Below are 24330 nucleotides of genomic sequence, written 5' to 3'. Positions count from 1 at the left end.
ATCCGCGCACGCCACTTGATTCGGGCGGCGCTTCGCGCGCCCGCAGCGCTTAAGCTGGGCGCTTTTGCAGGATCTCGCTGGAGATTGCACCTCATGCGTTATCGCCGCCTCGGCCGTGCCGGCCTGAAAGTCAGCGAGCTCTCGCTCGGCTCGTGGATCACCTATCACAACCAGGTCGACGTCAACGCTGCCGTCGAGATGATGGCCGCGGCCTACGACGCCGGCATCAACTTCTTCGACAACGCCGAGGCCTATGCCGGCGGCCGCAGCGAGGAGGTGATGGGCGAAGCGCTGAAGCGCCTGGCGTGGCCGCGGCTGAACTACGTCGTGTCGACCAAGTTCTTCTGGGGCCTGGACCGCAGCGGCGACGGCATCAACCGGCGCGACACGCTGAACCGCAAGTACCTGATGCAGGCGATCGATGGCTCGCTGAAGCGCTTCGGCCTCGAGCACATCGACCTCGTCTACTGCCACCGGCCCGATCCGCATACCCCGGTCGAGGAGACGGTGCGCGCGATGAGCGACATGATCACCCAGGGCAAGGTGCTGTACTGGGGCACCAGCGAATGGAGCGCTGCCGACATCCGCGCCGCCTGGGAGATCGCCGACCGCCACCACCTGCACCGGCCGGTCGTCGAGCAGCCGCAGTACCACCTGTTCCACCGCGAGCGGGTCGAGAAGGAATACGCACGGCTGTACGACGACATCGGCCTGGGCCTGACCACCTGGAGCCCGCTGGCCTCGGGGCTGCTGTCGGGCAAGTACGTCGGCGGCATCCCGCCCGGCTCGCGCGGCGCGATGGACAGCCTGGCCTTCCTGCGCGACGGGCTGACCGACGCGGCGAAGAACGCCGCCGTCGCCGAGCTCGCGCCGATCGCCACCGAACTCGGCGGCACGACCGCCCAGCTCGCGATCGCCTGGATCACGAAGAACCCCCGCGTGTCCAGCGTGATCACCGGCGCCTCGCACCTCGATCAGCTCAAGAGCAACCTCGGCGCACTGGCGGTGGCCGACAAGCTGACGCCGGAGACCCTGGCCCGCATCGAGGCGATCACGGCGCCGCTGGCGAAGTGAGCGCGGCGCAAGACCTCTACGAGATCTCGACCGACCCGGCGCGGATGATGGAGATCCTGAAGCCGGACGTGTACCGGCAGATGGGCTGAGGGGAGTGGAGTGCCTCGCCGTGGCACGCCACCTACGTTGCCTGCAGGGCGGTGGTGGTGCCCCCGTTCTCCTGCCCACCACGCGGGGCGCCGCCACCGCTCTGCTCGCCACACCCCTGCCAGCTCATCGACTTGATGACCCGCCCAGGCCCTGCCGTTTGCGGGCTTGATTTCCCGCAACGCAGCTTGGCCCAACACCCATACGCTGCGAATACACCTTGTGGCGAATGGAGGTCGCGAATGAAGACATCACTGGTTCTCGCCGCCGCCGCGGCCGTGGCGGCTTTCCACGGTGCCGCGATGGCAAGCGAGAAGCTCGCGCAGGACAAGCAGTGCATGGGTTGCCATGCGATCAAGGAGGACGGGGCCGCCCCGTCCTTCCAGAAGATCGCGCGGTTCTGGAAGGGGCGGCAGGACGCCGAAGCCTCGATGGTCGCGACGATCCGCCGCGGCAGCGCCGCTACCGGCGGCCCGCACTGGAACAAAGCCACGATGCCGGACCAGGCCGAACGCCCGCTGGTGAGCGAGCCCGAGGCCAAGGCCCTCGCCAAGTGGATCCTGGCTCAGTGACCACCGCAGCCACAGTGGCCGCCCGCATCAAGCCCGCGCTCACGCGCCCGGCTCGTCGAAGTTCAGCTCGACGCCGTTTCCCGCCGGGTCGGTGAAGAACAGCTGGACCTGATGGGTGGCCGGCACCTCGGCGCGCTCGAAGGCGATGCCGCGTGCCGCGAGCCGGCGTTCGGTGGCGGCGCGGTCGCTGCAGCGGAAGGCCGCGTGGTCGAAGGTGTGCGTGCTGCCCGGCTCGCGCCGCTCGTCGGGGCCGGCCTCGCTCAGGTGCAGCACCGCTTGGCCGCCGGCGTAGAGCCAGTAGCCGAAGCTGCGAAATGGCGGGCGGTCACCCGCCTCGAGGCCGACGATGTCGACGTAGAAGTCGCGCAGCGTGTCGAGCAGCGGCCGCGGCGCACGCAGGTTGTAGTGGCTGAAGCCGAGCACGGGCATGGCGGTAACCTCAGTTGTTGTTCAAGGCAGCCAGGCGCTCGGGCGTGCCGACGTCCGTCCAGGCGCCTTCCCACAGCCGGGCCGCGAGCCGGTGGGCGGCGATCGCAGCGTCCAGCCGCGGGCGCAGCGGCATGCGCGTGCCGGGCTTGATGTCGGCGAACATCGCGGCGCGGAACAGGCCGACGCTGGCCCAGGTATAGCGCTGCGGCGCGTGCATCAGCGCGAGCCCGTCGGGGCCGATGCCGTAATCGCCGCGCGGGTGGTGCGGCGCGTTGGGCACCATCCAGAGCTGGGCCAGCAGCTCGGGCCGCGCGGTGAACGCGGCCACGTCGGCCGCGGCGAACTCGAAGCCCGGCAGGAACACGTCGCCCGAGACGACCCAGAACGGCGTGTTGCCGCCGCGGGGGGCGAGCCAGGGCAGGGCCTTGGCGATGCCGCCCGCGGTTTCCAGCGCGCCGCCGTGGTCGCGGCCCTCCATCGAGTAATGGATGGCCAGGCCGAAGCGGGAGCCGTCGCCCAGTTCGGCCGGGAACTGCTCTTCGAGCCAGTCGGTGTTGACGACGACCTCGCGCACGCCGCCGCGGGCCAGCGCCTCGAGGTGCCACTCGATCAGCGGCCGGCCCTGCACGATCAGCAGGGGCTTGGGGCGCGTGTCGGTCAACGGCCGCATGCGTTCGCCGCGGCCGGCAGCCAGCACGATCGCACGCGGCGCGGCGTGGTGGCTCACTGCAGCACCACCGTCGCCACCGTGCCCGGCTGCAGCTCGGCCTTCAGCGTGCAGGCCTGGGCGCTCGCGTTGCGCACCGCCGTGCGCGCATCGGCACCGCCGGTGCTGTAGGCATCGACGCGAACGACCGCGCCGCAATCCTTGGCACCGCCTTGCAGCCGCGCGGTCACCGTCTGCGGCTGGGCGCTGCGGTTGACCAGCATCACGTAACTCTTGCCGCCGGCCTGCAGCGCAACCGCCGGCAGGTCGGCGCGCGGGCTGCGCGCGCCGACCGCCTTCGCGCCGGCTGGCACGCCGCCGAACAGGGCCTTCATCGCAAAGGCGACCGGCCGGCGCTCGCCGTCTTCGCTCAGCAGGCCGTGCGGCTTCTTGTTCCAGGAGAAGTCCTGCAGCTGCCAGTAGATCAGGCCCCCCGCACCCTGGCCGAGCAGCATTGCGGCGGTGGACGCGGCCTGCAGCGCATAGGCGGGCGAGGTGACCTCGAGATCGCTTTGCACCTGCGGGTCGTCCTCGTTGTGTTTCTTGACGCCGAACTCGGTGATCAGGATCGGGCCGAACTTGCCGCGGCCGAGAAAGCTCGCCATGCCGGGGCTGGCGCGCTCGGCCAGCACCTCGGGCGTCAGGTAGACGTGGGCGCTGGCATAACCCATCGCCTTGGCGGCATTGGCATTGACGACGCCACCGATGTAGTGGTCGAAGTTCGAGATGCCGGTGCCGGGCCCCGCGATGGGCCAGGCCTGCAGGCCGTTCGCGTCCATCGCGGCGCGCGTCTTCTGCACCAGCGCGGCGTAGTCCTCGCGCTCGAACTTCGTGTCCCAGGCGCCTTGCGGCTCGTTGGTCAGCTCGACCGCCGCGGCCTGCACGCCCTGGCGCTGCAGCCACGCCATCTGCGCGGTGACCAGGTTCGCATAGTCGCCCAGGTGCTCGCGCTTGGCGAAGTGCGCCTGCTGCTTCGAGCCGGCACGCTGCGCGCGCTTCTCGGCCCAGGGCTCGGGCATGCGCCAGAAGATCAGCACCGGCTGGATGTTCATCTCGCGCAAGCGCCGGTTGAAGGCCGCGAGGCGCTCGCGCTGCGCCGGGTTGTCGTTGCGCTGCAGCACCTCGGTCAGCTGCTCGACGCTCATGCCCGGGCGAAGCTGGTCGAAGGTGATCTTGGGAATCAGTGAGACCCGCACGAAGCGCGCATTCAGCTCCTTCAGCAGCTGCCAGCCGGCCTCGTCGTTGCCGCCGCCCCCGCCGCCGCGCTTCGCCCCGCCACCACCACCGCCACCACCACCGCGATCACCCTGGAGCCAGACCTGGGTGCCGAAGCCGAGGTAATCGTGCGCCTGCGCGAAGTCGAAATCGAGCGTGACCTCGGCCGCCTGCGCGGCGCCGGCCAGGCCGGCCGCAGCCAGCCAGGCAACGGCACGGCGGGCGCGCCGCAGCGGCCAGGAAGGTGGTTGGCCCAACATCGGAATGGCTCCTTGCATGGATCGTCAATGGCGAGTGCCCGGCACCTTAGCAGAGGGCCAGGGCAACTCCGTGTAACGGCGTGTGGTCAGCGCAGGGGCACGGCGGCGGGCTGGCCGCGTTGCAGGCGATGGACCTGCACCTCGGCGGCGGCGAACAGCGCCAGCAGCCGCGCCAGCAACGCTTCGGCCTGGGCCGAATGGTCGGCGCCGAGGTTGCAGACGTAGACATCCAGCGTCACCGCGCCCAGCTCGGGCCAGGTGTGCACGGCCGCGTGCGATTCGGCCAGCAACACCACCCCGGTCACCCCGGGAGCATGCGCCGTGCCCGGCCGCGGCGCGAAGCGGTGGAACAGCTCGCCGACCGCGCGCAAGCCCACCGCCTCGACGGCGTCGAGGCAGGCTGCGCGCAGCACGCCCGGCTCGGTCATCACGGGCAGCGCGGGGTCGCAGCCCGTGAGGTCGGCGGTGAGGTGCAGGCCGTGCATGGGCGCGGATTATCCCGGCCCCATGACCCCCTAGCCCGGGCCCCTCGAATGCAGGCCGTTTCCCCCGCAGCAGCGGGAGGGCGCTCGAAGCCGGTGCTGCCCACACTGCGGCCCGTGGTGATTCGCACCACCTGCAACCGGACCATTCAGGGAGAAACCCATGCGACTGAAACTGGCTTTGACGACGATGAGCGCCGCGCTGATGGCGGCCCTGTCATCCCCCGGGCACGCCACCGTGCTGCCCTACAAGAACCTGCAAGCGCTGGTGGACGAGGCCGACGGCATCGTCATCGGCACCGTGCGCTCGGTGCAGGCCGCGGCCGCCAGGCCGCACGACGTGAACACCTTCGTCACGCTCGACCAGCTCGAGCTGCTCAGCGGCAAGCTCAACGCGCCGACGCTGACGCTGCGCGTCAAGGGCGGCCTGGTCGAAGGGCGCGGCCTGCATGTGGAAGGCGCGCCGAACTTCAAGCCCGATGAGCGGGTGCTGCTGTTCGTGCAGGGCAACGGGCGCGACCTGGTGCCGTTGGTCGGCTGGGGCCAGGGCATGTTCCGCCTGGTCACCGACGCCTCCTCCGGCCAGACCAAGGTGCAGGACGCCGAGGGCAACGACGTGGTCGGCCTGGCCGATGGCCACGTGCTGCGCCGCGCCGGCGCGCAGATGGACGAGGTGGTGCTGCTCGGCGCCCCCGGGCTGCAGCAGGCGCACAGCCCCAAGCCGGAGGTCAATGCCGGCCAGACCGAGGACGGCTCGCCGACCACGCTGGTCGAGGTGCAGGCTGCGCCGCAGCGCGCGATGTCGGCCGAGCGCTTCGTCGCCGAGATGCGCCAGCGCGCCGCCGGCCACCCCGGCAAGAGCCTGCGCAGCGTGCTGCCGCAGGACAGCCTGGCCGAAGCCGCGATGGGCAGCGACGCCGCCGCCCCGTCGACCCGCCAGGCCAGCCAGCCGGTGGCGATGCCCGAAGGCGAGGGCGTCAGCCTGCCGATGCCGCGCACCACGCCGCCGGCCAGCGATGCCCGCTGAGCCGCCCCCCCGAACACCCCGAAAGATGCACGAGGATTTCATGAACACCACCCTGCACAAATGCGCCGCCGCCGCCGCGCTGCTGGCCCTGTCCGCTTCGGCCGCGCAAGCCGCCACCTGGCTGGAATGCGAAGGCAACAAGATCAAGTGGAACGACGGCTGGACCAACATGTACATCAGCACCACGTCGTTCCCGGCCGGCTCCACCTGGGACAGCGACCTGCAGAACGCGATGTGGCACTGGAACAATGTCAAGGGCGCCGGCTTCAACTTCTACGTCGGCCGCGACACCGACGGCACCCACGCCAAGGACAACGGCACCAACGAGATCTACCTGCACGGCTCCGAAGTCGGCTCGGCGCTGGCGGTGACCTTCAGCCGCTACCACTGCTACTGGCTGTTCGGCTACCAGTACGGGCGCGACGAGGCGGACATCGCCTTCAACAGCAACCTGAGCTGGAACACCGGCAAGCTCAACTACGCCAACCTCGGCTCGCCCTACAACTTCGAGCTGGTCGCGCTGCACGAGCTGGGCCACGCGCTGGGCCTGGGCCACTCCGACGGCGTGCAGGCGACGATGAACTCGTACTACGCCAACGGCGGCCCGCTGGGCAACAGCAAGGAGGTCGACCCCCTGCCCGACGACCGTGGCGGCGTGCGCGCGCTGTACCCCGACGGCACGACCGAGCGTGACGTAGCGGCTTCCCCCTTCCGGCGCACCGGCACCGGCACGAGCGGCCTGGTCAGCTCGCCCACCTCGGCCGCGCGCGGCTCGACGGTGAACATCGGCTACACCTTCGGCAACCTCGGCACCTCGTCGGCCACCTTCAACATCGGCTTCTACCTGTCCACCAACAACATCATCAGCACCGGCGACCGCCTGCTCGGCAGCAACACCGGCGCCTGGGCGTCGGCCGGCGCGATCGGCACCTACACCCGCTCGCTGACGATCCCCGCCGACGTGGCCCCGGGCACCTACTACCTGGGCTTCCTGGTCGACAAGGACGGTGGCCTGGCCGAGAACAACGAGGGCAACAACGGGCAGCCGATGCCGCGGTCGATCACGATCTATTGACCCCCACGCCCCCTTCCGGGGGCTGCCCCCCGAGGGGGCTTGCGCAGCGGACCGGCCAAGCCGGCTCCGCGCGCGCCACTTGGGGGCGGCGGCTCCTTCGGAGCGCCTTTCTTGGGCGGGCGGGCGGCGTGTCAGGCGGGCCGCATAAAATCGGTGGTTCCCCCCACGCTCCCCGACGACGGCCCCGCCCCGGGGCCCTGGACTGCCCATGGCCGCTGACATCACGCTTTCCCGACCCGCTCAAGCCGCGGAACCCCTGCAGATGGCCGATGCCATCCGCGCCCTGGCGATGGACGCCGTGCAGCTGGCCAACTCCGGCCACCCTGGCGCCCCGATGGGCATGGCCGAGATGGCCCAGGCGCTGTGGACCCGCCACCTGAAGCACAACCCCGGCAATCCGCACTGGGCCGACCGCGACCGCTTCGTGCTGTCCAACGGCCACGCGTCGATGCTGCTGTATTCGGTGCTGCACCTGACCGGCTACGCGCTGCCGTCGAAGGAGCTGCAGGCCTTCCGCCAGATGCACAGCATGACCCCGGGCCACCCCGAGGTCGACGTGACCCCCGGCGTCGAGACCACCACCGGCCCGCTGGGCCAGGGCATCAGCAACGCGGTCGGCCTGGCGCTGGCCGAGAAGCTGCTGGCCGCCGAGTTCAACCGCGACGGCCACACGGTCGTCGACCACCGCACCTACGTCTTCCTCGGCGACGGCTGCCTGATGGAAGGCATCAGCCACGAGGCCTGCGCGCTGGCCGGCGCCTGGAAGCTCAACAAGCTGGTCGCGCTGTACGACGACAACGGCATATCGATCGACGGCCCGGTGACGCCCTGGTTCATCGACGACACCGCGGCGCGCTTCAAGGCCTACGGCTGGAACGTGATCGGCCCGGTCGACGGCCACGACGTCGATGCGATCGACGCTGCCATCGCCGCCGCCCGCCGCTGCACCGACAAGCCCAGCTTCATCCTGTGCAAGACGGCCATCGGCAAGGGCTCGCCCAACCGGGCCGGCACCGCCAAGGCCCACGGCGAGCCGCTGGGCAGCGAGGAAATCAAACTGACCCGCGAGGCGCTGGACTGGAAGCACGAGCCGTTCAAGATCCCCGAGGACATCCGTGCCGCCTGGGACGCCCACGCGGCCGGCACCGCGGCCCAAGCCGACTGGGACGCGCGCTTCGCCACCTACGCCGCCGCCCACCCCCAGCTGGCCGCCGAGTTCACCCGCCGCATGGCCGGCGAGCTGCCGAAGAACTTCGCCGAGGTCGCCGTCGAGGCGGTCGGCAGCGCGCACGACAAGGCCGAGACGGTGGCCAGCCGCAAGGCCAGCCAGATCGCGCTCGAGCACTTCACCGCCGCGCTGCCCGAGTTGCTCGGCGGCTCGGCCGACCTGACCGGCTCGAACCTGACCAACACCAAGTCGACGCCGGCGCTGCGCTTCGACGCGCAAGGCGCGGTGGTCAAGACCGAAGCCGGCCAGATCGGCCGCCACATCAACTACGGCGTGCGCGAATTCGGCATGGCCGCGGTGATGAACGGCGTCGCGCTGCACGGCGGCTACATCCCCTACGGCGGCACCTTCCTGACCTTCAGCGACTACAGCCGCAACGCGATCCGCATGGCCGCGCTGATGAAGCGCCGCGTGATCCACGTCTTCACGCACGATTCGATCGGCCTGGGCGAAGACGGCCCGACCCACCAGTCGATCGAGCACGCCGCGAGCCTGCGCCTGATCCCGGGCCTGGACGTCTGGCGCCCGGCCGACACCACCGAGACCGCCGTGGCCTGGACGATGGCGCTGGCCAACAAGCACCGCCCGAGCGCGCTGCTGCTGTCGCGCCAGAACCTGCCCTACGCGCCCAAGCAGGACGCCGACGTGATCACCCGCGGCGCCTACGTGCTGGCCGAGCCGAGCGAGGTCGGCCTGAAGAAGGCGGCCCAGGCCGTGATCATCGCCACCGGCTCCGAGGTGCAGCTCGCGCTGCATGCGCAGCAGCTGCTGGCCCAGGCCAAGATCGCGGTGCGGGTGGTCTCGATGCCCTCGACCACCGTCTTCGACCGCCAGGACGTGGCCTACAAGACCGAGGTGCTCCCGCCCAAGCTGCCGCGCATCGCGGTCGAAATGGGCGTGACCGACTACTGGTGGAAATACGGCTGCGCGGCGGTCGTCGGCATCGACCGCTTCGGCGAATCCGCCCCGGCCGGCGTGCTGTTCAAGCACTTCGGCTTCACGGCCGAGAACGTGGCGCTGACGGTGCGCAAGGTGCTCGGCAAGTAATTCGACGAGGGGCAGGCTGAGAAGTCTGCCCCTCGCTGTTTGGAATCTCCCTTCGTCACTTTCTCAACTCGCTATCCACTCGTCAGGAGACTTCGATGACCATCAAGATCGGTATCAACGGTTTCGGCCGCATCGGCCGCATGGTGTTCCGCGCCGCGGTGCAGAACTTCGCCAACGACATCGAGGTCGTCGGCATCAACGACCTGCTGGAGCCCGACTACCTGGCCTACATGCTGAAGTACGACAGCGTGCACGGCCGCTTCAAGGGTGAGGTCGCTGTCGACGGCAACACGCTGATCGTCAACGGCAAGAAGATCCGCCTGACCGCGGTGAAGGACCCGGCCGAGCTGAAGTGGGGCGAGGTCGGTGCCGACATCGTCGTCGAGTCGACCGGCCTGTTCCTGACCAAGGAAACCGCGCAGAAGCACATCGCCGCCGGCGCGAAGAAGGTCGTGATGTCGGCGCCGTCGAAGGACGACACGCCGATGTTCGTCTACGGCGTCAACGACAAGAGCTACGCCGGCCAGGCCATCATCTCGAACGCGTCCTGCACCACCAACTGCCTGGCCCCGGTGGCCAAGGTGCTGAACGACGCCTTCGGCATCAAGCGCGGCCTGATGACCACGGTGCACGCCACCACCGCCACGCAGAAGACCGTCGACGGCCCGTCGAACAAGGATTGGCGCGGCGGCCGCGGCATCCTCGAGAACATCATCCCGTCGTCGACCGGTGCCGCCAAGGCCGTCGGCGTGGTGATCCCCGAGCTGAACAAGAAGCTCACGGGCATGTCGTTCCGCGTGCCGACCTCCGACGTGTCGGTGATCGACCTGACGGTCGAACTGCTCAAGGAAGCCAGCTACGAGGACATCTGCAACGCCATGAAGGCCGCCTCGCAAGGCGCGATGAAGGGCGTGCTCGGCTACACCGAGGACAAGGTCGTCTCGACCGACTTCCGCGGCGAGCCGATGACCTCGGTCTTCGACGCCGAAGCCGGCATCGCGCTGGACAAGACCTTCGTCAAGGTCGTGGCCTGGTACGACAACGAGTGGGGCTACTCGAACAAGGTTCTCGAAATGGTGCGCGTGATCAGCTGACCCCCACGCCCCCCTCCCGGGGGGGCTGCCCCCGAGGGGGCTCGCGCAGCGGACCGGCGAAGCCGGATCCGCGCACGCCGCTTGAAGCGGCCGGCCGGGTCGGTCAGGCCGCGTCGAAATGGCGGGCGAACACGGGCTGCAACGAAGGATGCGCCTCGATGCGCTGCAGCAGCGCCAGGAACGCGGGGCGGTGGTCGGCCAGGTGCTTGCGGGTGCCCGACCACTTGGAGACGATCGCCGCCATGATGTCGAGCGCGCCGGGCGACTCGCCGCCGAGGAAGGGCCGCCCGGCAAAGGTGTCGGCAAAGATCTCCCAATGGCGATGCAGCAGGCGGCGCGCGCCCTGGCGCACGGCCTCGTGCGACGCCTCGTCGGTCTCGGTCGTGTAGCGCTCGGGGTAGTCGCTCTGGCTGATCGCGCTGTAGCAATTCGCCGCAATGAACACCAGCCCTCGCAGGGTCTGCGCGCGGGCGCTCGCATCGGCCGGCAGCAGGCCGCTGGCCGGGTGCTCGAGGCCGAGGTGGATCAAGATCGCGGCGCTCTCGCTCATCACGCTGCCGTCGGGCAGCACCAGCGTCGGGATCTGGCCGAGCGGGTTGATGCGGCGCAGTTCCTCGATCGCCGAATCGGCCTCCCAGGTGGATGCGCGCACCTGGCGATAGGCCAGGCCGCAGCGCTCGAGCGCCGCCTCGGCGATCGACGAGCCGCTGCCGCGTGAACCATAGAGCGTGTACATCACGGGCCTCCTTCCGGGGGGTTGTCAGGCCAGCACCAGCGGCAGGCTGCGCAGGCGCTGGCCGGTCAGTGCAAACAAGGCGTTGGCGAGCGCCGGCGCCAGCGGCGGCAGGGCCGGCTCGCCCATGCCGCTGGGTGCCTGCGCGCTGGCCACCAGGTGGGTCTCGACCACTGGAGCATCCCGCATGCCCACCAGCGGGTAGTCGGGGAAATTCTTCTGCTGCACCTGGCCGTCGACGATGTCGACGCGGCCGTCGAGCGCGGCGCTGAGGCCGAAGACCACGCTGCTCTCGACCTGCTGCGCAATGCCGTCCGGGTTGACCGCCGTGCCGCAATCGACCGCGCAGACCACCCGGTGCACGCGCGGGCGCTTCTTGCCGCCGGCCGTGTCGAGCGAGACCTCGAGCACCATCGCGACGATGCTGCCGAAGCTCTCGTGCAGCGCGACGCCGCGCGCCTGGCCGGCCGGCAGCGCCTGGCCCCAGCCGGCCCGGTCGGCAGCGAGTTTCAACACCGCGGCGTGGCGCGGCATCGCACCGAGCAGGCCGAGCCGAAAGGCCACCGGATCGGCCCTGGCGGCGTGCGCCAGCTCGTCGACGAAGCCCTCGCTGAAGAAGGCGTTGTGCGAGTGACCGACCGAGCGCCAGAAGCCGATCGGCACGCCGCTGCGCGTCGCGACGTGCGCCATGCGCTGGTGCGGCACGTCGTAGGCCAGGTCGAACAGGCCCTCGGCGGTGGTCTTGTCCGGCATGTCGATCGGGCCGGTGAGCCTCGGCAGCGTGCGCTCCATCCAGCGCGGCGTGATCGCATCGCCGGCGCTGTGGATCGTCAAGGCCGTCAGCCGGCCCCGTTCGTCGAGCCCGCCGCGCAGCAGCGCCGCACCGGCGGGGCGGTAGAAATCGTGCGTGAAGTCTTCTTCGCGCGTCCAGACCAGCTGCACCGGCCGGCCGCCGGTCTCGAGCGCCACGCGCACCGCCTGCGCGACATAGTCGGCCTCCAGCCGGCGGCCGAAACCGCCGCCCAGCAGCGTGACGTGCACCGTGACCTGCTCGGGCTCGACGCCGGCCACGCGCGCGGCCACCTCGCGCGCCTGGTCGGGCACCTGGGTCGGTGCCCAGACCTCGACCGTGCCGTCGGCCTGGCCGCCGACATTCACGCGCGCGGTGCAGTTCATCGGCTCCATCGTCGCGTGCGCCAGGTACGGGGCGCGGTAGACCGCCTCGATGCGCTGGGTCGCCTTCGCGAGGCCCGCCGCACCGTCGCCGCGGCGGTAGAAGCCGAAACCCTCGTCCTCCGCGGCCGCGGCGCGCGCACTGGCTTCGAGATCGTTGAGGATCGCAGCCGATTCGAGTCGCGGGCCGGGGCGCCGACGCCAGTCGATCTCCAGCGCGTTGGCACCCTGGCGTGCATGCCAGGTGCTGCGGCCGACCACGGCCACCGCATCGGTCGAGCCGGCCATCGGGCCCAGGCGCACGACGCGCTCGACGCCGGGCAGCTTCATCGCCGCCGCCGCGTCGATGCGGCCGGGCGCGCCGCCCAAGGCCGGCGCGTGGCGCACGACCGCGTAGACCATGCCGGGCAGGCGGGTGTCGAGGCCGAAACGCGCGCTGCCGTTGCTCTTGGCCGCCGCGTCACTGCGCGGCTGGTTCGGCTTGCCGATCCACTTCCACTGCGCACGCGGCTTGAAGCGCACCTGGCTCGGTCGCGTCGCCGCGGCGGCGGCGGCCAACTCGCCGTAGTGGCCGCGGTCGTGGCCCGCCACGTGCGTCACCACACCATCGTCGACCTGGAGCTCGTCCACCGGCAGCTTCCAGCGCAGCGAGGCTGCGCCCAGCAGCTGCGCGCGCGCGGTGGCCGCGGCCAGGCGCAGCGGCTCCCAGGCGTCGGCGACCGTCGACGAGCCGCCGGTCACCGCGATGCCGAGCTCGCGCGCGATCTTGCGCACCATCCACTGGCCCAGGCGCGCGCCGGTGGTCTCGTGGCCGGGCTCGAGGCTCGTCGGGTGCAGCGGCAGGCTGCCGACGAACATCGCGACGTTGCCGTAGATCGTGTCGTGCGGGGCCTGCACCGGCCGCACGCGCGACGGCGCGACGTCCATCTCCTCGGCCACCAGCAGCGCGAGCGCGGTGTGCACGCCCTGGCCCATCTCGACGAAGGGGGTGGCGAACGAGACGCTGCCGTCCGGCGCGACCTTGATCCAGCCATTGAGCGCGACCTCGCCGCCTTCGACGGGCAGCAGATCGGCCGTGCCGAGCCGGCCACGAGGCGGCAGCCCGGCCCAGCCCAGCACCAGCGCGCCGGCCGCGCCGACGCCCGACAACACCACCACCCGGCGCTTCATGCCTTCTTGCCCCCGCCCAGCGCCTGCGCGGCCGCATGGATCGCCGCGCGCACGCGCGGGTAGGTGCCGCAGCGGCACAGGTTGGTGATCGCCGCGTCGATGTCGGCGTCGCTCGGGTTCGGGGTCTTCTGCAGCAGCGCGGCGGCGGCCATCAGCATGCCGCTCTGGCAGTAGCCGCACTGCGGCACGTTGTGCGCCGCCCACGCCTGCTGCAGCGCATGCGGCGCGTCGGCGGCGCCCAGGCCCTCGATCGTCCTGATCTGCTTGCCGGCGACGGCCGCCACCGGCATGACGCACGAGCGCACCGCCTGGCCGTCGACCTGCACGGTGCAGGCGCCGCAGGCCGCGATGCCGCAGCCGAACTTGGTGCCGGTGAGGTTCAGCACATCGCGCAGCACCCACAGCAGGGGCATGTCGGGCGCGACCGCCGCATCGTCCACCGTGGCCTGGCGGCCGTTGATCGTCAGGTCCATCTACTGCCAGCATCCGCACCGCCACGACGGCGGCAGGGGAGTTTGGCAGATGCCGGACAGCGGCGCTCGCCGCCAGCGTGACGGAGTGTTGCGCGCCGCCTCTCAAGATTGGCGAGAGCGAGCCTCCAGGGTCAGCGACGTCGCCACCGCCCCGGCGCGGCCGGCGTGCGCCCTCAGCGTCAGCACCGTGCCGGCCGGCGCGCGCACGATCCATTCGGCCTGCGCCCGGTCGGCGGTCACTTCGCGCTCGGGCAGGAAGGCCTGCAGCGAATTCTTCGGCGCATGGCCTTCGAGCTGCGGGCCCTCGATGCGGCGCTTGCCGCCGGCCAGCGCGGCGCCCTCGGGCAGCCCGATCTCGAACACGCAGGCCCGCGCAACCTTGCGCTCCAGCGCGCGCTTGGTCACGTAGCTGGGCAGGTAGCCGGCATTGCCGACCACGCACTTCACGCGCCAGGTGTCCGGGCCGAGCGCCTCGGCCGTGGCCGACAGCAGCTCGAGCTTGGGCAGCGTCAGGCCGAGCTGCGTCAGCCAGGCCGGGAACCGCGCGACCTCGCGCTCGCGGTATTTCGGCGGTGGGTTGCGCCAGTGGTTCATGCGGTCCCAGCCACCGATCTCGACCGCGCCGAGCTGCGGGTGGGAGAAGGGCCGCCAGTCGTTGTGCGCCTGGCCGTCGCAGTGCTCGTCGCTCCACTTCAACAGCTTCAGGTCGTCCTCGGGCGGGTGGTCGCGGTACCAGTGGATCCAGTCGTACTCGGTGATGCCGGCTTCCTTGTTCGGCGCCCAGATCTCGACCGTCCAGAACAGCGCCCCGAGGTGCTCGTAGACCCAGTCCTGGGTGCCGGTGATGATCTCCTTCGGGTGGTACTTGAAGTCGTGGAAGATGCTGATCGCCGGGTAGCCGGTCAGCTTGGCACCGATGTCGGACAGGCGCTTGTAGATCCACAGGTCCTCGGGCGTCATGTCGTCGTCGCTTTGCGTGCCCATCGGCCGCAGGATCACGCCCGAGTGGGTGTGGAAGCTCACCGCCGCGCCGATGTTCGGGTGGTGGACGATGAAGTCGACCATGGCGCGCACCTCGGGCTCGCTGGTCGGGTAGGGGCCGGCGCCGAGCTGCTCGAATTCCTGGCGCCAGTAGGCGGGGAAGTTGCGGTTCAGGTCCAGCCCCTCGCGATCGCGGTTGACGCGGATCGCCGTGCCGTCGAAGCCTTGTTCGAGCAGGCCCTCGGGCATCACGCGGTAGTAGCGGCCGCCGAACTCGCCGGGCTCGCGCGGGATCAGCAGGCGCGGCTCGTCCGGGTGCGGCTTCCAGCCACCGTGCGGGTCGGGGATGCGCATCTGCAGGATGCGGCCATCGCCGTCGATGTCCTGCACGGTCAGGCCGTCGACCGGCTCTTCGTCGAAGGGGTAAGGCCGCGTCGACGAGCGGATGTGGCGCGGCGTGTCGGCCAGCGCCAGCTCGGCGCCGTCGGGGTTCAGCCGGGGGCAGAGGTAGACCACGCGCGTGTCGAGCAGCTCGGTGACCTTGGTGTCGCTGCCGTGGGCGCCGGCCAGCTGGTGCAGCCAGTACAGGCAGGCGGTGCTCGCGGTCAGCTCGGCCGCGTGGATGTTGCCGTCGACCCAGAAGCCGGGCTTGTCGGTGTCGGCGCCGGTGGCGCGGTTGGTGAGCACCGCGAGCCAGATCTCGCGCCCCTCGTGGCTCGTGCCGAGCGAGCGGATCTCGATCAGCCCGGGCCGCGCCTCGGCATACGCGGCGAGCAGCCGGCCGAGCTCGGCGTGGCGGTAGAAGCGTGCGAAGTCGGGCTGGGGCAGGGTGGCGGGCATGCTGGTGGCACGGGGCAAGGCGGCGGTGGGGGAGTGTCGCATCGGCTGCCCAATGCCAACGGCGCCGCGGTGCGCCGCCTCAGGCGGCCAGCGGCGCGCCGTCGACGAACACCCGCAGCTCGCCGGACTGGAAGGCCGTCCAGGTCTCGTCGGCCGTCAGCGGCTCGGTGGCGATCACCGCCACGCGGTCGGCCGGCGTCGTCGCGCTGGCGAAGTCGACGCGCACGTCCTCGTCCTTCAGGCTGGCGGCGCGGAACGGGTGCTGGCGCACCAGCCAGTGCAGGTGCGTCGATGCGTGCGCCCACAGCGCCTGGCCGTTGGACAGCAGCATGTTGAAGGTGCCGTGGCGGTGCAGCTCGGGCATCAGCTCGCGCAGCGTGCAGGTCAGCTCGGCGATCTGGGGCACGCCGGCATGCGCCTTGGCCAGCTCCTGCATCAGCCAGCAGAAGGCGCGTTCGCTGTCGGTGTCGCCGACCGGCCGGAAGGCGGCGTGCAGCCGCGGCTGGAAGCCCTTGAGGTCGCCGTTGTGGGCGAAGACCCAGTAGCGGCCCCAGAGCTCGCGCACGAAGGGGTGCGTGTTCTCCAGCGCGACGCGGCCCTGCGTCGCCTTGCGGATGTGGGCGATGACGTTGCCGCTGTGGATCGGGTAGGTCTTGACCAGGTGGGCGATCGCCGATTCGCGCGCGCTGGCGTGGTCGATGAAGACGCGCACGCCCTTGTCTTCGAAGAAGCCGATGCCGAAGCCGTCCTTGTGCTCGTCGGCACGCGTGGCCAGGCCGGTGAAGCTGAACATCACGTCGGTCGGCGTGTTGGCGTTCATGCCCAGCAGTTGGCACATGGTGTGGCGACGGGTCTCGGTGGCAGCGCGGGGGGGCGATCGATTGTAGGCAGCCGCACCGCCCGAGGCGGGCCCCGATCGGACATGCCCGGATGTCGCCGGCCGAGCCGGTACCCTATGCTGCGCTGATCACCGGGAGTCACTTCTTGCCGACCGCTGCGGCCGACACGCCGTTCTCAGGCCTTCCGTTCACCCACGGCGCGCGCCTCGCCCAGCTCGAGCGCGACCGCGTCGCCGTCCGCGCGCTGCTGCGGGTGGCCGCCGTACTGGCGCTGCTGCTGTGGGCCTCGGTGCCGCTACAGGCGGCGCTCGGCTCACCGAGCCCCTACGCGAATGGCCGCCTGGCGCTCGGCGCGATGCTGCTGGCCGGCGCAGGCGCCGGCGCGCTGCTGGCGCGCAGCCTCGGGCCACGCTACGCCGCCGGCCTGCTGCTGCTGACCGTGCAGGCCTGCTTCGGCGTGCACGCGTGGTTCACCGGCCTCGGCCTGCTGTCGGTGCTGCTGTCGGCAGCCGGCGTGCTGATCGTGCTGGCCGGCGTGCTGGCGCCGCCGCGCATGGTCTGGCTGATGGCGCTGCTGCAGCTGGCGATCCTCGGCGGCATTTACGCAGGCGAGGTCAGCGGCCGCGTCCACGGGGCCGACGCCACCCTGGCCGGCGGCGCGGTGGCGCGGCTGTTTTCGCAGGCGCTGATGACCGTCGGCTCGCTGCTGGTCGCGCTGATCCTCGGCCGGCAGTTCGGCCACAGCCTGAACGAGGCCTGGCTGAAGGAGCACCGGCTGTCCGAGCTGCTGCGCCTGGGCAGCGACTGGACCTGGGAAGCCGACCGCCGCGGCCGCATCACCTACGTCTCGCCCAGTTTCGAGCGCCACACCGGGCGCAGCGTGGCCGAGTTCATGCGCATCGACCAGCCCGGCGGCCCGCGCATGGTGCACGACGCCGAGTGGGAAGCCCTGGTCGACGACCTGCGCGCCCGCCGCGCCTACCGCGCCCGGGTGATCACCTTCGAGTGCCCCGACGGCCAGATCGTCTGCGTGCGCGGCACCGGCGAGCCGGTGCTCGACGAGAACGGCAGGCACCTCGGCTGGTGGGGCATCAGCCAGAACGTGACCGGCGAGGTGCTGGCCGCGCGCGAGCATGCCCGCTCGCGGGCCCTGCTCGACAACCTGGTGCGCCTGTCGCCCGATGCGATCACGGTGGCCAACCTGCAGACCGGGCGGATCCTGCTGGCCAACCCGGGCTTCCTCGCGATGGCCGGCTACGAGCGCGAGGAACAGGTGCTGGGCAAGTCGGGGGTCGCACTCGGCCTGTGGCGCGACCCGGACGACGCGCAGCGCCTGCGCGAGGGCCTGCCCGAGAACGGCGCCGCGGTGCGCGGCTGGCGCACCACCGCTTGCCGGCCCGATGGCAGCCCGCGCGAGGTCGTCATCTCGGCAGCGCGCTTCGAATGGAGCGGCGAGCCGGTGGCGGTGCTCATCACCCGCGACATCACCGAAGACGAGCGGGCGCGGCTGCAGGCCGATGCGATCCTGAACCACGCGCCGGTCGGCGTCGCGCTGGTGCGCAAGCGCGTGGTCGAGCGGGTCAACCCGCGGATGGAGCAGCTGCTGGGCGTGCCGGCCGGCAGCATGGCCGGACGCCCCGTGGCCGACTATTTCGGTGGCGAGGCGGGCTACCTGCGCTTCGTCGAGCGGCTGCGCCAGCTCGTGGCCGACGGCCGGCCGGTCGAGGCCGAGCACGAGTTCACGCGGCCGGACGGCAGCCGCTTCCTCGCGCTGCTGCGCTCGCGCCTGGTCGACCCGCGCCAGCCCGACGAAGCCGGCGCGATCTGGGTGATGGAGGACATCACCGAGCGGCGACGCACCGAGCGCGCGCTGTCCGAGGCCAAGGCCCTGGCCGAGGCGGCGAGCGACGCCAAGAGCGCCTTCCTGGCCCACGTGAGCCACGAGATCCGCACGCCGCTGAACGGCGTGCTGGGCCTCGCCCGGCTGATGGCCGCACCGGGCCAGCCGGACACGCGGCGGCAGAACTACCTGCGCTACCTGATCGACGCCGCCGAGAGCCTGAACGGCATCGTCTCGAATGTGCTCGACCTGTCGAAGATGGAGGCCGGCAAGCTGCAGGTCGAGCACATCGGCTTCGACCTGCACGACCTGATCGACAAGGTGCACGGCGCCCACGCCGTGCTGGCCGAGGCCAGGGGCCTGGTGATGCGCCAGACCATCGCGCCGGGCGTGCCGCGCCGCGTGCGGGGCGATCCGCTGCGGCTGCGCCAGATCCTGTCGAACTTCCTCGCCAATGCGATCAAGTTCACGCGCCAGGGCGAGGTCTGCCTGCGCGTGTCGGCCGCCGCGCCCGGGCGGCTGCGCTTCGAGGTCGCGGACACCGGCATCGGCATCGCGCCCGGGGTGCTGGCCGGGCTGTTCCAGCCCTTTGCCCAGGCCGATCACTCGACCACGCGGCGCTTCGGCGGCACCGGGCTCGGCCTGTCGATCGCCCGCGAGCTGGCCCAGCTGATGGGCGGGGAGGTCGGCGCGAGCAGCACACCCGGCGACGGCGCCACCTTCTGGGCCGAGCTGCCGTTGCCGGTGGATTCGGACGACGCCGACTTCCCGCCCACCGTGCTCGACGGCGACGAGGCCCCGCTGCGCGGTCTGCGCCTGCTGGTGGCCGAGGACAACCCGGTCAACATGCTGATCGCCGCCGAGATGCTGGCCCGGCTGGGTGCGACCGTCAGCCCCGCGCACGACGGCGCCGAGGCGGTGCAGGCCTGCCAGACGCAGCCCGGGGCCTACGACGTGGTGCTGATGGACCTGCACATGCCGGTGCTCGACGGCCTGGCCGCGGTGCGCGCGCTGCGCGCCCACCCCGCGACCGCCGCGCTGCCGGTGGTGGCCTTCAGCGCTGCGGCGCTCGACAACGAGCGCATCCAGGCACGCGCCGCCGGCATGAACGATTTCGTCGGCAAGCCGATGCAGCCGGACGAACTCGTGCGCGTGCTGTCCCGCTGGGTCCGCTGATTCCCGGGCGCGCGGCTTGCCCGTGCCGCGGGCGGGAGCCTCGCATGCCCACCCGAACCCGCCCCGTCACCGCGCTGCTGTTCGCCGCGCTGGCCGGCTGCACGCCTTTGCCGCGCGTGGTGCCCGATCTCGCGCTGCGGCCCGCACGCCCCGTGCCGGTCGAGACCGCGCGCGGGCCGGCCACACCGGCGCGCGGGCAGCGCATCATCGAGCGGCTGAAGCCCGGTGGCGAGCCCAGCAGCATCTTCGACCGCCACCTCGCGATCGAGACCGCGCTGACCGGCCGGCCGCTGGTCGCCGACAACCAGGTCACGTTGCTCGAGAACGGCACCGCCACCTACCGCGCGATGCTCGAGGCCATCGCCGGCGCGCGCCGGCACATCGAGATGGAGACCTACATCCTGCAGGACGACGAGATCGGCCAGCGCTTCGCCGACGCGCTGATCGCCAAGCGCCGCCAGGGTGTGCGGGTGCACCTGCTGTTCGACAGCGTCGGCACGCTCGACACACCGCCCGGGTTCTTCCAGCGACTGAAGGACGCCGGCATCACGCTGCTCGAATACAACCCGATCAACCCGGTCGAGGCCAAGGCCGGCTGGGACGTCAACGAGCGCGACCACCGCAAGCAGTTGCTGGTCGACGGCGAGATCGCGCTGATGGGCGGCATCAACATCAGCGGCGTCTACTCCGGTGGTTCGTTCAAGGAGCGCCAGCGCAAGAGCGGCCGCCGCGGGGCCGCCGATGCCAAGGCCCTGCCCTGGCGCGACACCGACCTGCGCATCGAGGGCCCGGTGGTCGCCGAGTTCCAGCAGATCTTCCTCGACACCTGGACCCAGCAGAAGGGCCCGCCGCTGCCGGCCGAGGACTTCGTGCCGCGGCGCCGCGCGGCCCAGGGACGCCAGGTGGTGCGCGCGATCCCGAGCTCGCCGCGCGATGCCACGAGCGCGATCTACCAGACGCTGATGTCGTCGATCGACCATGCCGAGAAGGAGATCCTGATCACGACGGCCTACTTCGTGCCCGACCCGCAGCTGCTGGACGCGCTGGCGCGTGCGGCCGGGCGCGGCGTCGACGTGAAGCTGATCCTGCCGCGCCACAGCGACGTGCCGCTGGTGCTCGGCGCCGGCCGCGCGCACTACGGCGCGCTGCTGCGCGCCGGCGTGAAGCTGCACGAGCGGCGCGCGGTGCTGCTGCATGCGAAGACGGCGGTGGTCGACGGCGTCTGGTCCACTGTCGGCTCGACCAACCTCGACTGGCGCAGCTTCGTGCACAACCAGGAGCTGAATGCCGTCGTGCTCGGCACCGGGTTCGGCGCCCAGATGCAGGCGGCCTTCGCGCGCGACCTGGCGGCCTCCGACCCGGTCACGCTCGAGGCCTGGGAGCACCGGCCCGTGAAGCAGCGCCTGGCCGAGTGGCTGGGGCAGCTGCTGCAGTACTGGCTCTGAGCCTCGGCGGCGATCCGCTGACCCGCTGCAGCGTGCCTCGCGCGTCGATCAGCACGGCGGCCACGCCCTGGCGCGCCAGGAAGTCGGGGGCCTCGGGGCCCAGCAGCATCGCCACGGTGCTCAGGGCCCCCGCGGCCAGGCAGGCGGGGGCGATCACGCTCACCGACTGCCAGTGCGCCACCGGCCAGCCGGTGCGCGGATCGAGGATGTGGCAATAGCGCCGTCCGTCGTGGTCGATGTAGCGCTCGTAGTCGCCACTGGTGGCCAGGCCGCCTTGCGCCAGGTCCACCGCGCCGGCCATGGCGCCGGGCACGCGCGGATGGACGATGCCCAGGTGCCAGGGCTGGCCATCGGGCATCGGGCCGAGCAGGCGAAGATCGCCGCCGAGGTTGACGTAGCCGCTGTCGCAGCCGGCGTCCGTCAGCAGCGTGGCTGCGCGGTCGGCGGCGTACTCCTTGCCGAAGCCGCCGAAGTCCAGCTCCATCCCGGCGCGCGGCAGCCGCACCGCCCGGCCGCCATACCGCGCCCAGTCGACCTGGCCCCAGCCGATCAGCGGCAGCAGCGCCGCCACCGCCTGCTCGGTGGGCAGGGCACCGGCCTTGAAGTCCCACGCGCGCCGCAACACGCCGGACGTGATGTCGAACAGGCCGCCGCTGCCGCGCCAGAGCTGGTCGGCAAAGCCGAGCAGGCCCGCCGTCTCGTCGTCCAGCGGCACCGGCTCGGCCGTGCCGGCGGCCGCGTTGATGCGCGAGACGATGCTGTCGGCCCGGTAGCGCGACCACGCCTGCTCGATGCGCCGGACCTCGGCCTGCGCCGCCTGCACGGCCCGGCCCGCGCCCAGGCGCTGCGCGCAGCGCCCCGCCAGCCGGATGCGGCAGGGCGAGCCCATGGCCCGGAACGCGTGCTGCAGCTCGGCCGGCGCGGGGCGCTTGGGCATGGCGGGCCTCAGAAGCTGTGGCTCAGGCCCAGCTGCCAGAACAGCGCACTCAGCGGCTGCAGGCCGGGCGAGCCGCCACCACCCAGGCGCCAGCCGGTGTTCTGCCGGTAGCTGTCCAGCTTGGCGTCGGCGGTCCAGCCCGGCGAGAACTGCCAGCTCAGCTTGGCACCCAGCGTGACGGCGCCCCAGGCGGCCAGGCGCTGGTCGCTGCTGTAGTAGGTGGGCGAGCCGTCGGGCGCCGGGTAGTTCGGGCTGGTGGTGTCGCGGTCGTAGTAGAACGAGGCCGCGCCCTGGGTGTGGTAGCGAAGCTCGGGGGTGAACACCACCGTTCGCTGGACCGGTACCGCCCAGGCCAGCTCGAAGGTGTGGGCCTGCACCCGGTAGCTGTCCTGGTAGAAGCGGTAGCCGAGCTTGAGCGCGCTGTCGCCCAGCCAGTGGTTCCAGCGCAGCTGGAGGATGTCGGCGTTGCGCCCGCGCGGCCGTTCGTCGTAGAGCTTGTAGGGGTCGTTGAGGTAGCCGCGGGCCCGGCTCGAGGTGTAGCTCAGCTGTGCCAGGTCGCGCGAGCTCATCGCCTGGGTGACGCCGACCTGGAACTCGCTCGTGCGGCGGGTCTGCGGGTCGACCTTGTGATTGCTCGGGTCGATGTGGTCGTTGCTCAGCCCCAGGCCGACGTTGAACGTCGTGTTCTGGTCATCGGTGGCGAACCGGCCCTCCAGCGAGACCGCCTGTGACAGGTAGTCGGTTTCCTGCGAGCGGGAGACGCCGAAGGCGACCGATTGCCGGTCGAAGTAGCGCGTCAGCTTGGCGTCGAACGCGGTGCGGCGGTCCTGCATGGTGCCCGCGCCGGCCATGTCGGTGTAGTACGTGGGCGACGCGCCGGAGACGTCGTCGACCGTCAACGAACCTTCCACGGCCCAATGGCGGCCGATCGGAACCAGTGCGTACATCGACGGCGAGGTGACCTGCATGCGCTCGTCACCACTTTCCGAGCCGCCCACCCCCCCGCCGCTGGCGCCGGTGGTGGTGGCCAGTGCCCGGGCGCGGCCGCCAGCGGCTTCGCTCTCGGCGCTGTCCGTCCCGGTGGACGGCTGCGTCTCGCTGTAGCCGGACAGCTTGAAGGCGATCACCGCCCGCTCCGGCGCCTCCTCGGCGTGCGCGTCGGCCGGCATCACGCCGGGCAGTGCACAGGCGGCCAGCACCAGGCCGCCGAGCAGGGCGCGGGTGTCGAGCTCAGTTGCAGCCACAGCCACCTCCGCCCACGCCGCCGCCGCCCGACGCGGCTTCCTTGCTGAAGTAGGTGTGGGCCGTGAAGCGGGCTTCCAGCGGGTCGGCGTCCATGCGCATCACCGGGCGCGCCAGTTCGCCTTTTTCCCAGGGTTGGGGCGGCTGCCAGACGGTGCAGCCACCCAGGCCGGCCAGCGCGCCGGCGGCCAGCATCAGAAGAGTGTTTCGTTTCATGGTGGAAGGTGCGTGCGGGCGACCGGGCTCAGCGCCGCGGCAGCGACTGGGCGATGGCTTGTTCGATGTCGGTGCGGTCTTCGGCGCGGAAGCCGCTGTGGACGAGCAGGACCTTTCCGTCCGGCCCGATCAGGACCGAGGTCGGCATGCCCTTGATCGCGTACTGCCGTGGCGCCTGCCCCTTCGGGTCGTAGGCCACGGTGAACTGCGCGGGAACCTCGGCGAGAAAGCGCCGCGCGTCCTCGGCGCGGGCATCGACGTTGACGGCCACGACCTGCAGGCCCTGGGCGCCGAAACGCGTCTGCAGCCCGTTCATCCAGGGAAAGGACTGCCTGCAGGGCCCGCACCACGAGGCCCAGAAGTCGAGGTAGACCAGCTTGCCGCGCAGGGCCGACAGGTGCGCCGGGCCGTGCGCGGCATCGAGCTGGACGTCCGGCGCGGTCTCGCCCGGCGCAATGGCCGCGGCCAGGCTTGCGAAGCCGGCGAGTGCGATGGCCGCGGCCGCACGGATCAGGGGCCGGGCCAAGCGGCCGCTGGGGCCGACCACCTGGAAGAAGCAGGGAGGGCATCGCATTGAAAAGTCGCCATGCGGTTGGGGTTATGCATGCTAAATGTGCAAAAGGCCCTTTTCATGTCGAAACATGAAGGGGGCCTTAAGGGAGGGCGAATTTCAGCGATGCCAGGGCCGGCGAGGCCCCGGCCTCAGGTCACCGGCGCGGGGTTGAACAGCACCAGCGCGTTGTGCAGCCGGTGTTGCTCGGCCCAGGTGCGCTGGCCGCTGGCCACCTCGAGCAACAGGCGGAACAGTTCCCAGCCCATGTCCTCGACGCTGGCCCGGCCCTCGGCGATGCGGCCGGCGTCCAGGTCCATCAGGTCGTGCCAGCGCCGCGCGAGCTCGCTGCGCGTGGCGACCTTGACCACCGGAACCGCGGCCAGGCCGTAGGGCGTGCCGCGGCCGGTGGTGAACAC

Annotated in this window: 21 protein-coding genes and 1 pseudogene; 8 read left to right on the top strand and 14 right to left on the bottom strand. The window is 71.4% G+C overall.

The window, feature by feature from the left end; translation table 11 throughout:
* The first annotated feature begins 93 nt into the window (after positions 1-93).
* Both VJ693_RS22850 and VJ693_RS22845 read left to right on the top strand, forming a co-directional pair.
* On the top strand, positions 94-1074 hold the full coding sequence (locus tag VJ693_RS22850; RefSeq protein ID WP_324158062.1) for an aldo/keto reductase: 981 nt from the start codon (positions 94-96) through the stop codon (positions 1072-1074).
* A gap of 329 nt (positions 1075-1403) precedes the next feature.
* The gene (locus tag VJ693_RS22845) at positions 1404-1733 is read left to right on the top strand and encodes a c-type cytochrome (RefSeq protein WP_324158061.1); all 330 of its coding nucleotides are present in this window, start codon (positions 1404-1406) and stop codon (positions 1731-1733) included.
* Between the two features lie 39 nt (positions 1734-1772).
* Here VJ693_RS22845 and VJ693_RS22840 read toward each other — a convergent pair whose 3' ends face one another.
* The 4 genes from VJ693_RS22840 to speD all read right to left on the bottom strand — a co-directional run bounded on the left by VJ693_RS22840 (position 1773) and on the right by speD (position 4828).
* Positions 1773-2162, bottom strand: a complete 390-nt coding sequence (locus tag VJ693_RS22840) for a VOC family protein (protein WP_324158059.1) — start codon at positions 2160-2162, stop codon at positions 1773-1775.
* A 10-nt stretch (positions 2163-2172) separates the two neighbouring features.
* Complete coding sequence (locus VJ693_RS22835) at positions 2173-2889, bottom strand: nucleotidyltransferase family protein (protein ID WP_324158057.1); 717 nt, start codon at positions 2887-2889, stop codon at positions 2173-2175.
* The gene (locus VJ693_RS22830; RefSeq protein ID WP_324158055.1) at positions 2886-4343 is read right to left on the bottom strand and encodes a hypothetical protein; all 1458 of its coding nucleotides are present in this window, start codon (positions 4341-4343) and stop codon (positions 2886-2888) included. Before VJ693_RS22830 ends, VJ693_RS22835 begins: the two co-directional genes overlap by 4 nt.
* Before the next feature lie 86 nt (positions 4344-4429).
* A complete protein-coding gene (gene speD / locus VJ693_RS22825; RefSeq protein WP_324158053.1) occupies positions 4430-4828 on the bottom strand; it encodes an adenosylmethionine decarboxylase in 399 nt (132 codons plus the stop codon).
* Positions 4829-4988: 160 nt separating this feature from the next.
* On the opposite strand from speD, the gene VJ693_RS22820 reads away from it, so the two are divergent.
* The 4 genes from VJ693_RS22820 (at position 4989) to gap (ending at position 10296) form a co-directional block, all read left to right on the top strand.
* Entirely contained in the window at positions 4989-5852 is an 864-nt protein-coding gene (locus VJ693_RS22820) for a hypothetical protein (protein WP_324158051.1), read from the top strand.
* A 40-nt stretch (positions 5853-5892) separates the two neighbouring features.
* Complete coding sequence (locus VJ693_RS22815) at positions 5893-6927, top strand: matrixin family metalloprotease (RefSeq protein WP_324158049.1); 1035 nt, start codon at positions 5893-5895, stop codon at positions 6925-6927.
* Between the two features lie 262 nt (positions 6928-7189).
* Complete coding sequence (tkt, locus tag VJ693_RS22810; RefSeq protein WP_324158047.1) at positions 7190-9202, top strand: transketolase; 2013 nt, start codon at positions 7190-7192, stop codon at positions 9200-9202.
* A 95-nt stretch (positions 9203-9297) separates the two neighbouring features.
* Positions 9298-10296: a type I glyceraldehyde-3-phosphate dehydrogenase gene (gap, locus tag VJ693_RS22805; RefSeq protein ID WP_324158045.1), complete on the top strand. Its 999-nt coding sequence runs from the start codon at positions 9298-9300 to the stop codon at positions 10294-10296.
* A gap of 103 nt (positions 10297-10399) precedes the next feature.
* On the opposite strand, the gene VJ693_RS22800 is transcribed toward gap, so the two are convergent.
* The 5 genes from VJ693_RS22800 to VJ693_RS22780 all read right to left on the bottom strand — a co-directional run bounded on the left by VJ693_RS22800 (position 10400) and on the right by VJ693_RS22780 (position 16504).
* Complete coding sequence (locus tag VJ693_RS22800) at positions 10400-11032, bottom strand: glutathione S-transferase family protein (protein ID WP_324158043.1); 633 nt, start codon at positions 11030-11032, stop codon at positions 10400-10402.
* 24 nt (positions 11033-11056) lie between these two features.
* Positions 11057-13372, bottom strand: coding sequence for a xanthine dehydrogenase family protein molybdopterin-binding subunit (locus tag VJ693_RS22795; RefSeq protein WP_324158041.1), 2316 nt, complete (start codon positions 13370-13372; stop codon positions 11057-11059).
* Entirely contained in the window at positions 13369-13845 is a 477-nt protein-coding gene (locus tag VJ693_RS22790) for a (2Fe-2S)-binding protein (protein WP_324158040.1), read from the bottom strand. Before VJ693_RS22790 ends, VJ693_RS22795 begins: the two co-directional genes overlap by 4 nt.
* Positions 13846-13947: 102 nt before the next feature.
* A complete protein-coding gene (locus tag VJ693_RS22785; RefSeq protein WP_324158038.1) occupies positions 13948-15666 on the bottom strand; it encodes a M14 family metallopeptidase in 1719 nt (572 codons plus the stop codon).
* 79 nt (positions 15667-15745) lie between these two features.
* Positions 15746-16504: a class II glutamine amidotransferase gene (locus tag VJ693_RS22780; protein ID WP_324158036.1), complete on the bottom strand. Its 759-nt coding sequence runs from the start codon at positions 16502-16504 to the stop codon at positions 15746-15748.
* A gap of 146 nt (positions 16505-16650) precedes the next feature.
* Here VJ693_RS22780 and VJ693_RS22775 point away from each other — a divergent pair, with 146 nt between their 5' ends.
* Both VJ693_RS22775 and VJ693_RS22770 read left to right on the top strand, forming a co-directional pair.
* Positions 16651-19521 (top strand): PAS domain S-box protein, encoded by a 2871-nt coding sequence (locus VJ693_RS22775; protein ID WP_324158034.1) that lies wholly within the window; start codon positions 16651-16653, stop codon positions 19519-19521.
* Positions 19522-19565: 44 nt separating this feature from the next.
* Positions 19566-20966, top strand: coding sequence for a phospholipase D-like domain-containing protein (locus VJ693_RS22770; protein ID WP_324158032.1), 1401 nt, complete (start codon positions 19566-19568; stop codon positions 20964-20966).
* Here VJ693_RS22770 and VJ693_RS22765 read toward each other — a convergent pair.
* The 5 genes and pseudogenes from VJ693_RS22765 to garD form a co-directional block, all read right to left on the bottom strand.
* On the bottom strand, positions 20884-21903 hold the full coding sequence (locus tag VJ693_RS22765) for an FAD:protein FMN transferase (protein ID WP_324158030.1): 1020 nt from the start codon (positions 21901-21903) through the stop codon (positions 20884-20886). The two genes, VJ693_RS22770 and VJ693_RS22765, sit on opposite strands and share 83 nt — an antisense overlap.
* Positions 21904-21911: 8 nt before the next feature.
* Positions 21912-23147 carry a DUF3570 domain-containing protein gene (locus VJ693_RS22760; RefSeq protein WP_324158028.1) on the bottom strand — a complete coding sequence of 412 codons (1236 nt, stop codon included), beginning with the start codon at positions 23145-23147 and terminating at the stop codon, positions 21912-21914.
* The gene (locus VJ693_RS22755; RefSeq protein ID WP_324158026.1) at positions 23134-23361 is read right to left on the bottom strand and encodes a DUF4266 domain-containing protein; all 228 of its coding nucleotides are present in this window, start codon (positions 23359-23361) and stop codon (positions 23134-23136) included. Before VJ693_RS22755 ends, VJ693_RS22760 begins: the two co-directional genes overlap by 14 nt.
* Positions 23362-23389: 28 nt before the next feature.
* Positions 23390-23935 (bottom strand): TlpA disulfide reductase family protein, encoded by a 546-nt coding sequence (locus VJ693_RS22750; RefSeq protein WP_324158024.1) that lies wholly within the window; start codon positions 23933-23935, stop codon positions 23390-23392.
* Positions 23936-24063: 128 nt separating this feature from the next.
* Positions 24064-24330, bottom strand: a pseudogene (gene garD / locus VJ693_RS22745) (galactarate dehydratase); the annotation flags it as partial.

The sequence above is a fragment of the Ideonella sp. genome (assembly GCF_035254525.1).
Classification (GTDB): domain Bacteria; phylum Pseudomonadota; class Gammaproteobacteria; order Burkholderiales; family Burkholderiaceae_C; genus Ideonella.
The sequence above is the reverse complement of the archived record's forward strand: the minus strand, read 5'-3'. Positions and strand labels throughout refer to the sequence as shown.

Excerpts from the sequence above, each read along its gene's own strand:
- VJ693_RS22850 (WP_324158062.1), top strand. The coding sequence starts at position 94 with ATGCGTTATCGCCGCCTCGGCCGTGCCGGCCTGAAAGTCAGCGAGCTC.
- VJ693_RS22845 (WP_324158061.1), top strand. The coding sequence starts at position 1,404 with ATGAAGACATCACTGGTTCTCGCCGCCGCCGCGGCCGTGGCGGCTTTC.
- VJ693_RS22840 (WP_324158059.1), bottom strand. The coding sequence starts at position 2,162 with ATGCCCGTGCTCGGCTTCAGCCACTACAACCTGCGTGCGCCGCGGCCG.
- VJ693_RS22830 (WP_324158055.1), bottom strand. The coding sequence starts at position 4,343 with ATGTTGGGCCAACCACCTTCCTGGCCGCTGCGGCGCGCCCGCCGTGCC.
- speD (WP_324158053.1), bottom strand. The coding sequence starts at position 4,828 with ATGCACGGCCTGCACCTCACCGCCGACCTCACGGGCTGCGACCCCGCG.
- VJ693_RS22820 (WP_324158051.1), top strand. The coding sequence starts at position 4,989 with ATGCGACTGAAACTGGCTTTGACGACGATGAGCGCCGCGCTGATGGCG.
- VJ693_RS22815 (WP_324158049.1), top strand. The coding sequence starts at position 5,893 with ATGAACACCACCCTGCACAAATGCGCCGCCGCCGCCGCGCTGCTGGCC.
- tkt (WP_324158047.1), top strand. The coding sequence starts at position 7,190 with ATGGCCGATGCCATCCGCGCCCTGGCGATGGACGCCGTGCAGCTGGCC.
- gap (WP_324158045.1), top strand. The coding sequence starts at position 9,298 with ATGACCATCAAGATCGGTATCAACGGTTTCGGCCGCATCGGCCGCATG.
- VJ693_RS22800 (WP_324158043.1), bottom strand. The coding sequence starts at position 11,032 with ATGTACACGCTCTATGGTTCACGCGGCAGCGGCTCGTCGATCGCCGAG.
- VJ693_RS22795 (WP_324158041.1), bottom strand. The coding sequence starts at position 13,372 with ATGAAGCGCCGGGTGGTGGTGTTGTCGGGCGTCGGCGCGGCCGGCGCG.
- VJ693_RS22790 (WP_324158040.1), bottom strand. The coding sequence starts at position 13,845 with ATGGACCTGACGATCAACGGCCGCCAGGCCACGGTGGACGATGCGGCG.
- VJ693_RS22785 (WP_324158038.1), bottom strand. The coding sequence starts at position 15,666 with ATGCCCGCCACCCTGCCCCAGCCCGACTTCGCACGCTTCTACCGCCAC.
- VJ693_RS22780 (WP_324158036.1), bottom strand. The coding sequence starts at position 16,504 with ATGTGCCAACTGCTGGGCATGAACGCCAACACGCCGACCGACGTGATG.
- VJ693_RS22770 (WP_324158032.1), top strand. The coding sequence starts at position 19,566 with ATGCCCACCCGAACCCGCCCCGTCACCGCGCTGCTGTTCGCCGCGCTG.
- VJ693_RS22765 (WP_324158030.1), bottom strand. The coding sequence starts at position 21,903 with ATGCCCAAGCGCCCCGCGCCGGCCGAGCTGCAGCACGCGTTCCGGGCC.
- VJ693_RS22755 (WP_324158026.1), bottom strand. The coding sequence starts at position 23,361 with ATGAAACGAAACACTCTTCTGATGCTGGCCGCCGGCGCGCTGGCCGGC.
- VJ693_RS22750 (WP_324158024.1), bottom strand. The coding sequence starts at position 23,935 with ATGCGATGCCCTCCCTGCTTCTTCCAGGTGGTCGGCCCCAGCGGCCGC.